This is a genomic window from Gemmobacter sp., assembly GCF_016792925.1.
In the GTDB taxonomy this organism is placed as follows: Bacteria; Pseudomonadota; Alphaproteobacteria; order Rhodobacterales; family Rhodobacteraceae; genus Gemmobacter.
Genome location: NZ_JAEULU010000056.1, coordinates 1 through 13024 on the forward strand (window position 1 = coordinate 1; position 13024 = coordinate 13024).

Genomic DNA, 13024 nt, shown 5'->3' on the forward strand with positions numbered 1-13024 from the left:
GGTTTCCAGATTGCCGATCTGGGTCGAGATCAGCTGCACCTCGACCTCAGAGCTGAGAACCTTGTATTTCTCTTGCAGTTCAACCACATGGCGCTGCGCCGTGATCATCTCACGCTCGGCGTTCTGATAGCTTTCCAGCGCGCCGCGCATCTGGTCCTCGCGCATGCGCTGCGTCAGCTGATCCACCTGTTCCTCGGCATAGCCGATCAGCGCAGTGGCAAATTCCACGGCCTTTTCAGGGCTGGCGGCAATCACCTCCATCTTGATATTGCCCTCGCTCGGGTCATAGGAGATGTGGATGTTGCGCGTATAAGTCTTGTAGGCATCCTCCAGCGAGGCGCCGGGGTCCAGCCGTTGAATCGGGTCCAGTTCCGGCCCTTCGAAATGCGCGCGGAAGCCGTGGTCCTGATCCAGCCGGATCATCGCGTCGCGCGATTGCAGATAGCCCTGCACGGCGATCGAATCCTGCGAGGTGGCAAAGCCGGTGCCTTGCAGCAAGCCGCCCAGACCGCTGCCGCCCCCGGCCGAGGGCATGCCCGATTGCTGAATCACGAATTCGGTCTTGGTCGAATACAGCGGGCTGGCGACGAAATAATAGTAAAACGCGGTCAGCAGCGTCGGCAGGCCGACAAAGAAGAACAGCCGCGCCATCAGCAGCACCACCTTGCGGCGGCGGCGGCGGGCAAGGTCGCGCTGGATGCGCATGATGTCTTGCGCGTGGCTTTGATCGGCCTGCACCTCGGTCGAGGGCAGTTGCACCGGCTTCACGGTTTGCGGCAGGCGCACGCCATCGCCCGGCACCGGGGCAAGCGCGCGGCTGGCAGGCGGCGGGCCATCGCCGCCATCGCCGCCGGGATCGGGCAACAGCTCCATCAGGCTGGAGCGCTGGAACGGGTCGATACCGGATTGCCGCAACAGGCGCACCGCGTCGAAATCCGAAGTGGCGGGCATGTTGTGCTTTTGCGCCAGCCGCCGGGCCAGCCGCAATTGCCGCCCCGTCAGCCCCTCGCGCCGGATGGCGTCCATCTCGGTGCCGGCATTCGGCTCGGTCGTGTTGGCGGGGGCCACGGGTTTCACGAAACTCTGATCCCCGAAGCCGTCATCCCCGGGGGCGGGGGCGAAAAGCATGCCTTCCTGCGCCAGGGCCGCGCGCGGGGGCAGCGGTTCGACAGGCTCGGCGCGGCGGATGCGGAACCGTTTAGCTGTGAGCTTCATAGTCATAGAGACGCTTCGCTTCCTCGAGGGTGTCGAACATGTACAATTGGCCATTCCGCAGCACGGCGGCAGAGCGGCAGAACTTCTCAAGTGTCGAGGCCTGATGCGAGACCACGATGATCGTGGCCTTGCCCAGCCGCTCTTTCAGCAGGGCCCCGGCCTTGCGGTTGAACTCGACATCGGTGGTGGAGGGCATGCCCTCGTCGATCAGGTAGATGTCGAAATCCAGCGCCAGCATCAGCGCAAAGCTGAACCGCGCGCGCATCCCGGCGGAATAGGTGCCCACCGGCATGTCGAAATATTCCTTCAACCCGCAAAGCCAGCGGCAGAAACTTTCGACATAATCGGGGTCCAGCCCGTAAAGCCGGGCGATGTAACGCGCATTTTCCGTTGCGGTGTGTTTGGAGATCACGCCGCCCATGAAGCCCAGCGGGAAGGAAATCCGCGAGCTGCGGGTGATGCGCCCCTCATCGGGCTTTTCCAGCCCGGCCATCATGTTGATGATCGTGGTCTTGCCGGTGCCATTGCGGGCCAGAATGCCCAGCGAATTGCCCAGTTCCACGCGGAAAGAGGCGCGATCCAGGATCACCTTCCGGGTTTTGCCCGTCCAGAACGACTTGCTGACATTGTCGAACTCGATCATCTGCGCCTCATCGCGCGCCCTTCAGGCTGGCGGTGGTGCCGACCCGGTGTTTCCCGGTTACGGCAAATTCGTTAATCTTTTGTCACTCGTTTCGCTGGCGTGCAATATGCCGGGCGAATGGGGCGGCATTATGGCCGCCGCATCCGCAGCAAAAGCACCGGCGCCAGCAGCAGGGTCAGCGCCAGCCCCATGCGGGCGGCCTCGGCCATGGCGCCGCCGGGCAGGGCGCTGCCCAAGACCAGAACAGGCACAGTAAAGCCCATGCCCAGCAGCGCGGCCATGCGCGCCAGATCGCCCCGGCTGAGCCCGGCGGGCAGGGCAAAGCCCATGGCGCGCGCCAGCGCCACGCCCGCCAGAAACCCCAGGGGCCGCCCGATCCAGAAGGCGGCGAGGGTCACCAGGGTGGTGGGCGCAAAGGCCATCAGATCAACACCGCCGCGCGTCAGCCCGAACAGGAACAGCACCACCAAGAGCGGCTTCACCGCCAGATGGGCCAGCCGGTTCAGCGGATCATGCAGCAGCTCCTCGGCCTCGGCGAACAGGCCAAAGGCGCGTTTGGCATGCGGGATGGCCGGGATGATCGGCAACAGACCCAAAGCCCCCGGCAGCCCCGAGGCCATGACGCCGAACCAGCTGGCCGCCCCCGCCAGCACATAGGGCCACAGATGCAGCGCACCTTGCCGCTCCCGCTCGGTCCGGCCCTGCGCATGGCGGCCAAAGCCCAGCCAGACCAGCGCCGCCGCCGCCACCGGCAAAGCCAGCCAGAGCAGCCGCACCGGCGACAGGCTCAGCGTCGGCACCATGGCCAGCAGCCCCGCCAGATCGGCGCCGATGGCGATCAGCAGCAACAGATGCAGCGCCGGGCTGCCCTTGCCGAAGACCCGGCGCCCGATCACATAGGCCAGCACCGCATCGCCGCCGATCGGCACCGCCCAGCCGGTCGCAAAGCCCGCCTCCTCGGCGGTCTCGATCAGGCTGGCGGTGAGGGTCCAGACCAGCACGCCGCCCAGCATCGCCCCCAGCGTGGCCAGAAACGGCAAGCCCGCGCGCCGCCCGTGCAGCGCGCCGCGCTCCAGCATATTCGCCTCCCACAGCTCCTTGCCCAGCAGGAAGACGAACAGCGCCATCAGCGCCTCGGAGACCAGCGTGATCGGGGTCACCCGCGTCATCTCGGGCAGCAGCCAGTCAGGCAGCGCGAGCTTCAGCACACGGCTTTCCATCACATCATAATAGCTGGCCGGGTCCAGATTGACCCAAAGCGTCGCCACGGCGGCGCCGCCCAGCAGCGCGCGGGCGAAATGACGGATGAAATTCGAGACACGATACATCTTGTGCGCCTTTGCGGCCAGAGAAGCCGGGAACCACCAGCCATAGAGGCAGGCCGGGTTCCCCGCAAGGATGCGCCGCCGCGCGCGGTGATGCAAGTTCCCCTCTTGCTTGCCGGGGCGGGGCAGGCTAGCCCAACTCCGATGCCAGCCGGAGGCCCGCCGATGACCCTGCCGATGACCCCGCTTGATCAGGCCTATGAGGCCATGGTGGCCGCGCCCGAGGGCGAGGACGCGCCGCGCCTGCGCTTTTACGAGCGGCTGGCCGATGGCGAGATGATCGTGCTGCTGGAGACCGAGGCCGAGGGGGAGACGCTGACCCCGCGGGTCTTCGATCTGGAAGACGGCCCCGTAGTGCTGATCTTTGATACCGAGGCGCGCTTGGGCCAGTTCACCGGGGTGCCTGCCCCCTATGCCGCGCTGCCGGGGCGTGTGGTGGCGCAGATGCTGGCGGGGCAGGGGATCGGGCTGGGGATCAATCTGGGCGTCGCGCCGTCTTCGATGCTGCTGCCCGGCTTCGCGGTGGATTGGCTGGCCGAGACCCTCGCCCACGGCCCCGAGGAAGCCGAGGCGCAGCCCGAGGCCTTTGGCGCGCCAAAGGGCTTGCCGCAGCGGCTGGTCGAGGGGCTGGATGCCAAGCTGGCGCGGGCCGGCGGCCTGGCCGCCCATGCGCTGCTGGCGGCGGTGACCTATCAGGGCGGGCGGCAGGGGCATATGCTGGCCTTCATCGACGCGCAGCCGGGGGCCGAGGCCGCCCTGGCCCGTGCGGCCTCCGAGGCGCTGACCTTTTCGGGCGTGGAGGCGGGCGAGATGGACGTGGCTTTCCTGACCACCGGCACCCCCGTGACCGAGGCCATGGCCCGCGTCGCGCTGCGCTTCGATCTGCCAGAGCCTGTGGCCGAGGCCCCCGCCGCGCCCGCAGCCCCCGGCATGGACCCGGCAAAGCCGCCCAGATTGCGCTGAAATCTGGGGTATTTTGATACCTATTTTTCAAGTCATTGTTTTCGCGTGATTTAATTGCCAATCCAGCGCTTGACCCGCGCCCCGCGATAGGGGAAAAGCCCCCATCCGAGATTCAGGGGGCCTCGCCCCTTTCCAACATCATGGGTCTGACATGAAAACCTTCACCGCTACTCCGGCGGATATCGAGAAGAAGTGGATCCTGATCGACGCCGAGGGCGTCGTTCTGGGCCGCCTCGCCACGATCGTCGCCAATATCCTGCGCGGCAAGAACAAGCCGACCTTCACGCCGCACATGGACATGGGCGACAACGTGATCGTCATCAACGCCGACAAGGTGCAGATGACCGGCAACAAGCGCAACGACAAGCGCTACTACTGGCACACCGGCCACCCGGGCGGCATCAAGTTCCGCACCGCGCGTCAGGTGCTGGAGGGCAATCACCCCGAGCGCGTCGTGGTCAAGGCCGTTGAGCGTATGATCACCCGCAACTCGCTGGGTGCCAAGCAGATGACCAACCTGCGCGTCTATGCCGGCGCCGAGCATCCGCATGAAGCGCAAGCCCCTGCCGTCCTCGACGTCAAGGCGCTGAATCCCAAGAACACCCGGAGCGCCTGATCATGGCTGACATCAAATCCCTCGACGATCTGAAATCGGCCGTCTCGGGCGCCGCTGCTCCGGCTGCTGCCGAAGTCGCCGCCCCGCGTGAGCCCAAGCGCGACTCGCTGGGTCGTTCCTATGCCACCGGCAAGCGTAAAGACGCTGTTGCCCGCGTCTGGGTGAAGCCCGGCACTGGCAAGGTTGTGGTCAACGGCAAGGAAATGGCGGTTTATTTCGCCCGTCCCGTGCTGCAAATGATCCTGAAGCAGCCCTTCACCATCGCCAATGTCGAAGGCCAGTTCGACGTTTACGCGACCGTGGCGGGTGGTGGTCTTTCGGGCCAGGCCGGCGCTGTGAAGCACGGCATTTCCAAGGCGCTGCAACTGTATGAACCCAGCCTGCGCGGTGCGCTGAAGGCGGCTGGCTTCCTGACCCGCGACTCGCGCGTGGTGGAACGGAAGAAATACGGCAAGGCCAAGGCCCGTCGTTCGTTCCAGTTCTCGAAGCGCTGATCTTCGGACTGTTTTTGGAAAGGGCCCGCGTTTCGCGGGCCTTTTTCTTTTGCGATCATGGGCTTGCGCCATAAAAAAGGCCGGGCAAAAAGCCCGGCCCAGTCAGGGGTACGCCCATTTGATCCGCAGGGCAGGGAATCGGATTGTATCAGGCCTGCCAGAAGGGTTTGGCGGCCTCGTCACCGGCTGTGGTGGTATCCAGCCCGATATCCCGCAACATATGGGCATCAAGCTGTTTCAGGGCCTGACGGCTCGCGCGACGAGTCTCCCAGAGCAGCACAATTTGTGCCAATCCGACCAGCGCACGGGTGACCGGCGGCAGGGAGAGGGGAAGCGTCGTCATCGGGGCGGCCATAAGAGCCCGGGCCATGTTACACCTTTTGTGTTGATACACTGCGGAAATTCGCATATGGGTATTGATACAATGCCACATGCACAGCCGCCAGAGGAACATTGTGACTGATACAACTTGGCGTCCCGACCTGTCACAATTTCCCGGCCCGAAATATCTGGCCCTGACCCGCGCCCTGCGCGAGGCGATCCGCGCGGGCGAGCTGCCGCCCGGCGCGCAATTGCCCACGGTGCGCGATCTGGCCTGGGATCTGCATGTGACGCCCGGCACGGTCAGCCGCGCCTATCAGCTCGCGACACAAGAGGGCCTGCTGGCGGCCACGGTGGGGCGCGGCACCTTTGTCGCCGCGCGCGAGCCGCGCCTTGGCCCGACACAATCGCTGGCGCTGGAGCGCGACCCGGCCGCTGACCCCTGGCTGGTGGACCTGCGCTCGCCGCAGCTGCCCGAGGTCGGCCAGACCGAGGCCTTTGCCGCCGCCATGGCCCGGGTGGGCGGCGCCATTGGCCGCAGCTGGGACGATTACCCCAGCCAGCGCGCCGAAGCGCCGCTGCGGGCGGCGGTGGTCGAGTGGCTGTCGGACCGGCAGTTGGGCCGGGTGACGGCGGATGACATCGCGCTGAGCCATGGCGGCCAGAACGCCTTGCTGCTGATCTTTCTGTGCTGCCTGCGCGGCGACCGCCCGGTGATCCTGACCGAGGATCTGGCCTATCCCGGCATCCGCCACGCCGCGCGGCTGGTGCGCGCCGAAGTGGTGGGCATCGAGCTGGATCATGAGGGCATGGTGCCCGACGCGCTGGAAGCCGCCTGCCGCCGCCATGGCGCGCAAATCCTCGTGCTGACGCCCGAGGCGCAAAACCCGACCGCCAGCCGCATGTCGGCCGCCCGCCGTGCCGAGATTGCCGCCATCGCCCGGCGCTATGACCTGCAAGTGGTTGAGGATGATTGCTATTCCGTGGCCGAAAGCAGCCTGCCCAGCCTGCGCGCGCTGGCGCCGGAACGCACCTGGTATGTGGGCTCGCTGTCCAAATCGCTGTCCTCGGCGCTGCGCTTTGGCTATGTGGTGTGCCCGCAAGGCATGGGCGAGGCGGGCCGACTGACCGCACAGCACGGGTTCTTTGCCCTCGCGCGCCCGGTCTCGGACCTGTGCCTCGACCTGCTGCGCTCGGGCGCGGCGCAAGAGATGAAACGCCGCGTGCAGGCCGAATTCTCCACCCGGCTGCATCTGCTGGTGAACGCGCTTGGCGCCTTTCACATCAACTGGCAACCGGGGCTGCCCTTCATCTGGGTGCCGCTGCCGATGGGCTGGCGCGGCTCGACCTTCACCCGCACCGCCGAGGCGGAAGGCGTGCTGGTGCGGCAGGCGGATGAATATGCGCTGATCCATGGCCGCGCGCCCCATGCGCTGCGCATCGCCGTGGCGGGAGCCATGGCCATGCCGCGCTATCAGACCGCGGTGGAGACGATCGCCACCCTGCTGGCCCGCCCGCCCAGCGACATGATGGCGGTGTAGACCCGGCCCATCTGCCTGTTTTCCGGGCAGAAGCCGGGGCTTCCCCCACGGCAATCGAAAAAAAATGATCAAATTATTTTCCGTGAGAATTCATGGCTCTGTGATCTTTGGTTCTGGTTTTTCCCCTGTTTTGACGCCGCTCTGCCGTTTTGGCCTCTTTTCAGGCGGCGGCCCATGTGCCAAAAATTCAGGAAAAATCCGATGACCCTTGCGGGGCCGCCAAGCCCCGACAAGGCAGCGACAGGGGACATTATGCAATCAGGCTCTACATCGGGCCGCCTCAGGAATTCGGAGGCTGCCAATGGTCTGTTGATGGTCTCGCCCACCGCGATCTATGCGATGCTGCTGATGGCGGCGCCGCTTCTGGCCTCGGTGGTCTATTCCTTCATGGTGGACAGCAAGGTCGGCCTTTCGGCTGGCCTGACTTTTGACAATTACATCAAGGTCTGGACCGGCCGGATTGATCAGGCGCTGATGATCCGGTCGCTGACGGTTTCGGCGCTGGTGACACTGGCGACGGTGACTCTGGCCTATCCGGTGGCCTATTTCGTGAGCTTCCATGTGCGGCCCGAGCGGAAATCGCTGTGGCTGTTCCTGATCACCATCCCGTTCTGGACCAGTTATCTGATCCGGGTGTTCCTGTGGAAGGTGATCCTGGGCTATAATGGCGTGATCAATTCGGGGCTGATGAGCCTTGGCGTGATCGACGAGCCCCTGACGGTGATCAACTATTCGCTGGGCTCCATGGTGATGACGCTGGCGCATGCCTATGCGGCCTTCGCGATCCTGCCGATTTTCGTGAGCCTGGAAAAGATCGACCGCAGCTTTCTGGAGGCGGGGCAGGACCTGGGCGAAAGCAAGTTCATGACCTTCATCCGCGTCACGCTGCCCTTGTCGATGCCGGGCGTGATTGCGGCGGTGCTGATCGTCTTCATCCCGACCATCGGCGATTATGTGACGCCCGAGCTGATCGGCGGCGGCAAACTGCCGATGATCGCCAACCGGATCGAGGCCATCATGCTGAAACAGAATGACAAGGCCCTGGGTTCGGCCATTGCGATGACGGCGATGCTGATCGTGGCGCTGGTCTCGGTGATGTTCCTGCTGCTGAACCGGCGCTTCCTGAAGGGGCAAAGCAAATGAGCAAGAGCCCCTCTCTCAAGGTCTATGTGATCGCTTATCTGCTGTTTCTCTATGCGCCGATCGCGCTGCTGCCGCTGTTTGCCTTCAATGACAGCCGGGTCATCGCCTTCCCGCTGGCGGGCTTTACGACCAATTGGTTCGCCGAGATGTGGGCCGATGCCAACCTGTTCACCGCGTTCAGAAATTCGCTGATCATCGCGGTGTCCTCCTCGCTGCTGGCGACCACGCTGGGGGTTTTTGCGGCGCGCGCCTCGACGCGCTACAAATTCCCGGCCAAGGGGGCGGTGTTGGGGCTGATCATGCTGCCCATGGTGCTGCCGGAGATGATCCTGGCGATGTCGCTTCTGGTGGTGCTGATCGCGCTTGGGGTGCCGTTGTCGATCTTCACCATCATTCTGGGGCATGTGCTGGTCTGCACGCCCTTTGCGGTGGCGATCCTGACCTCGGCCTTCCAGTCGCTTGACCGCTCGCTGGAGGAGGCGGCCTATGATCTGGGCGAGACCTCGGCCTCGACCTTCCGGCTGATCATCCTGCCGCTGGTGATGCCCGGCATCATCTCCTCGCTGCTGATCTGTTTCACCATCAGCCTCGACGAGTTCATCATTTCCAACTTCCTGGGTTCGGGCGATCCGATCCTGTCGGTCTATATCTTCGGGCAGTTCCGCTTCCCGGCCAAGGTGCCCGCCGTCATGGCGCTCGGGTTCATCTTGGTCTGTGTGTCGATCTGCCTGCTCACCATCGCTGAATATTTCCGCCGTCGCGGCATCGCGAAAACCGGCGGCAAGGATACCGGAGGCTTCCTGTGACCGCTGCTGACAAACCCAATATGATCGAGTTCCGGGACGTTCATAAATATTACGGCGAGTATCACGCGCTGCGGGGGATCAATGCCACGATCCGGGCAGGGGAGTTCTTCTCGCTGCTGGGGCCGTCGGGCTGTGGCAAGACCACGCTGCTGCGCACCATTGCGGGTTTCGAGGATATTTCCTCGGGCGCGGTGATGATCGACGGCAAATCCATGGCCGGGGTGCCCGCCAATGTGCGGCCCACGAACATGGTGTTCCAAAGCTATGCCATTTTCCCGCATCTGTCGGTGGAGGAAAACGTGGGCTTTGGCCTGCGCCGCGATCCGCGCAGCAAGGAGGAAAAGGCCAAGGCGGTGGCCGAGGCCTTGGAAATGGTCGGCCTCAAGGGCTATGGCAAGCGCGCGGCCCATGCGCTGTCGGGCGGCCAGCGGCAGCGGGTGGCGCTGGCGCGGGCGCTGATCCTCAAGCCCAAGGTGCTGCTGCTGGACGAGCCGCTGAGCGCGCTGGACAAGAAGATGCGCGAGCAGATGCAGGTCGAGCTGATCCGCCTGCAACGCCAGGTCGGCATCACCTTCATTCTGGTCACCCATGACCAGGAAGAGGCGCTGGTGATGTCGGACCGCATCGCGGTGATGTTTGAAGGGCAGATCGCGCAACTGGCTGATCCTGAAACGCTTTATCGGCGCCCAGCCAGCAAGAAAGTGGCGGATTTCATCGGCACGATGAACTTCCTGCCGGCGCAGCTCATCTCGGACAGCGGCGCCACGGTCGAGATCGACGCGGCGGGCTTTGGCCGCATGAGCCTCGCGCCCGATCAGGTGATGAGCGGCGATGGCGAGGGCGGGGCCACCATCGGCCTGCGCCCGGAAACCCTGACCATCCTGTTCGATGGCCAGACCGCCAGCGACCGCGAGGTTCTGGGCACGGTGGAGGAGGTCGTCTATTACGGCGACATGACCTATTACGACGTGAAGCTGGAGGGCACCAGCGTGCCGATGCGTCTGTCCATGCGCAACGTGCCGGGCCGCCCGGTGCTTGATCGTGGCGCGAAGGCCCGGCTGGGCTGGAGCCCCGGCGCCGTGGTCCTGTTCCGCTAACACCCCGGAAAACCTGCATGAAAGCCGCCCTTCGGGGCGGCTTTCATCTGTCCGGCGGCAAGAGGCCCAGACCGCGCAGATAAATGCCGATGCCGGATTCCAGCAGGTCTTCGGGGGGGAAGGGGCTTTTCGTCGCGCCGCGCATGTAAAGCTCCACCACGCCATGCGACATGGCCCAGATATGGGCCGAAACCATGCTGGCAGGCGGGCGCCGGTCGGCGGGCAGATGGCGCGACAGCCCGTCGGCGGCGCGCTCCAGCACCGCCCGCGCCCGCATCGCCACCGGCGCAAGCTCGGGGAAGGCTTGCAGGCTCAGCCCGGCCTCGAACATCGCCATGTAATGACCGGGATATTTGCGCGCAAAGGCCAGATAGGCCCGACCCGTCGCCTCGAAGGCCGCCAGCGCGGTGGGGCGGCCCTCGTCAAAGGCATATTCCATCAAGGCCGCAAAGATGTCATAGCCTTGGCGGGCCACCTCGGCCAGCAGATCCTCGCGGCCCGCGAAATGGCGATAGACGGCGGCCGGTGTCACCTCGGCGGCCTTGGCGGCCTCCGACAGGGTGAAGCCCTGCGGGCTTTTCTCGGCAATCAGCTCCAGCGCGGCCTCGACCAGCGCCTGCCGCAGATTGCCGTGGTGATAGCCGCGTTTAGTCATTCTCACCGTCTGACCACATCTCGGGGCCGCCGCAGATCAGCGGATCGGGCTGCCCGATGGCCTTGCTGTCTTTGCCTTTGAATTCAACCGCTTGCAGGATGGTTTGAATGACGGCGAGCCGGGCGCGCTTTTTGTCATCCGACCGCACGACGACCCAGGGCGCATGGCCGGTATGGCTGCGCTCCAGCGTCTCGGCAATGGCTTCGCAATAGGCATCCCATTTGGTCAGCCCCTCCACGTCGATGGGGGAGAGCTTCCATTGTTTCAACGGGTCTTTCTCGCGATCCAGCATCCGGCGCAATTGTTCCGGTCGGCTGACATCCAGCCAGATTTTCAGGAAGGTGATGCCCTCGCGGACAATCATGTCTTCAAAATCAGGCAGTTGGCGGAAGAAAGCCTCTTTCTGGTTCTCGGTGCAAAAGCCGAAGACCGGCTCCACGATGCCGCGATTGTACCAGCTGCGATCCAGCAGGATGATCTCTCCGGCGGCCGGAAACCAATCGACATAGCGCTGGAAATACCATTGTGTCGCTTCACGGTCCGAGGGTTTCGACAGCGCCACCACCTGACAGCCGCGCGGGTTCAGGTTCTCGGTCACCGCCTTCAGCGTGCCACCCTTGCCCGCCGCATCGCGCCCCTCAAAGACCACCATCAGCCGCTTGCCGGTGGCCTTGACATCGGCTTGCAGGCGCACGAGCTGGGCCTGCAAGACCTCCATCGCGGCCTCATAGTCTTTCTTGCCGATCTCCTCGCGATACGCATAGCCTTTGGACAGGATTTCATCCTTGCCAGCATTTTCAATGGCTTTGCGCACGGCCTTGGGGGCGGTTTCCTTGAAATAGCGGCTGATTGCACCGTCAAAAGGCAGGTCCATGGCGTTCCTCCGTCACTCGTGGATCGGGTCAGTCTAGGGCCAGCCCGGCCCGGCCTGCAAGGCGCAAGACAGCGGCGGTCACCTCGGCGGGATGGGTCTGGTGCGGCATATGGCCGACGCCGGGCAGCAGGGTCAGGGCGGCATCTGGCAGCCGCTCGGCCAGCGGCAGGGCATGAATGTGATGCGGCACGATTGTATCGCTGTCACCATGGAGGATTTCGACGGGCGCCGAAATTGTATGGTATTGCGGCGCCATTTCCCGCACAAATTGCAGCAGCCGGTTCACTTGCCGCGCATTGGTCGCCAGCGCCTTGCGGCGCAGGATCAGCGGCACAGCGGCGGCAAAAGCGTAATCCTCTATACGCTTTGCCTGCCCGTCAGGGCCATAAGCGTAACCGGATATACTGTTTTGCGGCGCAAAGACCTCGGCGATGGAGGCCTCGATCTTGCGGCGCGGCACGAAGGCGGTGACCAGCGGCACGATCAGCGCCCGGCCAAGCGCGGTGGCAGTGGCGGCATACCAGGGGCCCAGCCCACCGGGCCAGGGCATCGCCACGCCCGACAGGATCACCAGCCCCGCCACCGGCGCTTGCAGACCCCAGGCCAGCGCCACCGCGCCGCCATAGGAATGCCCGAGAACGAGCGGCCGGGTGACCCCCGCCGCCGCGCAGCCGAGGCGGATCAGCCGCGCCTGCGCGGCGGGAGAATCGCCCGCATCATCCGACCAGCCCAGCCCCGGACGATCCACCAGCGTGACGCGGAAACGGTCGGTCAGCGCCGGCGCAAGCCCCATGGTGAATTCGCGCAGGTTGGCAGAGGAGCCGTGGATCATCACCAGATCGGGGCCAGAGCCCGCCTGCCACAGATGCAGCCGCTTGCCCTCGACGGTCACCACGCGCCCCAGCGGCGGAAAGCGCGCCTCATAGCGCCGCTCGCGCCGACGGGCGCGCAGGGTGGTCAGCCCCGCAAGCCCCAGTGCGCCCCCGATTGCGCCCCCGATTGCGCCGAGGGCCGCCCATTCAAGTGCCAATATCGTCGACCTTGAAATGGGTGGTCTGATACACTTCGTTAACCCAATTGCCGTAAAGCAGGTGAGCATGGCTGCGCCAGCGGTTCAACGGCGGGAGGGAGGGATCGTTATGCGGATAGTAATTGTCGGGCACGTTGATCGGCGTGCCCTGCGCCACATCCCGATCATATTCCTGCTTCAGCGTGTCGCTGTCATATTCAAAATGGTTGAAGATATACAGCGCGCGGTGGCCCGGATCTTCCACCAGACAGGGGCCGACCTCATCACTGCCCAGCAAGGTGCGCAGGCCGGGCTTGCTGTC

Annotated in this window: 15 protein-coding genes; 7 read left to right on the forward strand and 8 right to left on the reverse strand. The window is 64.8% G+C overall.

Annotation, left to right across the window (positions count from 1 at the left end; translation table 11 throughout):
- The 3 genes from JNN06_RS03095 to JNN06_RS03105 all read right to left on the reverse strand — a co-directional run.
- A partial coding sequence (locus JNN06_RS03095) for a capsule biosynthesis protein (protein WP_291238135.1) occupies positions 1–1221 on the reverse strand: 1221 nt, incomplete at its 3' end.
- A complete protein-coding gene (locus JNN06_RS03100; RefSeq protein WP_291238136.1) occupies positions 1199–1858 on the reverse strand; it encodes an ATP-binding cassette domain-containing protein in 660 nt (219 codons plus the stop codon). The genes JNN06_RS03095 and JNN06_RS03100, both read right to left, overlap by 23 nt.
- Positions 1859–1986: 128 nt before the next feature.
- Positions 1987–3186, reverse strand: a complete 1200-nt coding sequence (locus JNN06_RS03105) for a Na+/H+ antiporter NhaA (RefSeq protein WP_291238137.1) — start codon at positions 3184–3186, stop codon at positions 1987–1989.
- Positions 3187–3360: 174 nt separating this feature from the next.
- Between JNN06_RS03105 and JNN06_RS03110 the strand changes: the two genes are divergently transcribed.
- From JNN06_RS03110 to rpsI, 3 genes are all read left to right on the forward strand, one after another.
- Complete coding sequence (locus tag JNN06_RS03110) at positions 3361–4146, forward strand: SseB family protein (RefSeq protein ID WP_291238149.1); 786 nt, start codon at positions 3361–3363, stop codon at positions 4144–4146.
- 151 nt (positions 4147–4297) lie between these two features.
- A complete protein-coding gene (gene rplM, locus JNN06_RS03115; RefSeq protein ID WP_291238138.1) occupies positions 4298–4762 on the forward strand; it encodes a 50S ribosomal protein L13 in 465 nt (154 codons plus the stop codon).
- Positions 4763–4764: 2 nt separating this feature from the next.
- Positions 4765–5256, forward strand: coding sequence for a 30S ribosomal protein S9 (rpsI, locus tag JNN06_RS03120; protein ID WP_291238139.1), 492 nt, complete (start codon positions 4765–4767; stop codon positions 5254–5256).
- A gap of 148 nt (positions 5257–5404) precedes the next feature.
- On the opposite strand, the gene JNN06_RS03125 is transcribed toward rpsI, so the two are convergent.
- On the reverse strand, positions 5405–5599 hold the full coding sequence (locus JNN06_RS03125) for a DUF1127 domain-containing protein (RefSeq protein WP_291238140.1): 195 nt from the start codon (positions 5597–5599) through the stop codon (positions 5405–5407).
- A 112-nt stretch (positions 5600–5711) separates the two neighbouring features.
- Between JNN06_RS03125 and JNN06_RS03130 the strand changes: the two genes are divergently transcribed.
- From JNN06_RS03130 to JNN06_RS03145, 4 genes are all read left to right on the forward strand, one after another.
- Positions 5712–7118 carry a PLP-dependent aminotransferase family protein gene (locus tag JNN06_RS03130; protein WP_291238141.1) on the forward strand — a complete coding sequence of 469 codons (1407 nt, stop codon included), beginning with the start codon at positions 5712–5714 and terminating at the stop codon, positions 7116–7118.
- Positions 7119–7370: 252 nt separating this feature from the next.
- Positions 7371–8261, forward strand: a complete 891-nt coding sequence (locus JNN06_RS03135) for an ABC transporter permease (RefSeq protein ID WP_291238142.1) — start codon at positions 7371–7373, stop codon at positions 8259–8261.
- Positions 8258–9067 (forward strand): ABC transporter permease, encoded by an 810-nt coding sequence (locus JNN06_RS03140; protein ID WP_291238143.1) that lies wholly within the window; start codon positions 8258–8260, stop codon positions 9065–9067. Before JNN06_RS03135 ends, JNN06_RS03140 begins: the two co-directional genes overlap by 4 nt.
- A complete protein-coding gene (locus tag JNN06_RS03145) occupies positions 9064–10164 on the forward strand; it encodes an ABC transporter ATP-binding protein (protein ID WP_291238144.1) in 1101 nt (366 codons plus the stop codon). The genes JNN06_RS03140 and JNN06_RS03145 overlap by 4 nt, the downstream gene beginning before the upstream one ends.
- Before the next feature lie 43 nt (positions 10165–10207).
- Here the strand turns inward: JNN06_RS03145 and JNN06_RS03150 are convergent, their stop codons facing one another.
- From JNN06_RS03150 to JNN06_RS03165, 4 genes are all read right to left on the reverse strand, one after another.
- Positions 10208–10819, reverse strand: coding sequence for a TetR/AcrR family transcriptional regulator (locus JNN06_RS03150; protein ID WP_291238145.1), 612 nt, complete (start codon positions 10817–10819; stop codon positions 10208–10210).
- Entirely contained in the window at positions 10812–11693 is an 882-nt protein-coding gene (gene ppk2 / locus JNN06_RS03155) for a polyphosphate kinase 2 (protein WP_291238146.1), read from the reverse strand. Before ppk2 ends, JNN06_RS03150 begins: the two co-directional genes overlap by 8 nt.
- A gap of 28 nt (positions 11694–11721) precedes the next feature.
- Positions 11722–12723 (reverse strand): alpha/beta hydrolase, encoded by a 1002-nt coding sequence (locus JNN06_RS03160; protein WP_291238147.1) that lies wholly within the window; start codon positions 12721–12723, stop codon positions 11722–11724.
- Positions 12713–13024: homoserine O-succinyltransferase (locus tag JNN06_RS03165; protein ID WP_291238148.1), on the reverse strand; the 312-nt coding region annotated here is incomplete at its 5' end. The genes JNN06_RS03160 and JNN06_RS03165, both read right to left, overlap by 11 nt.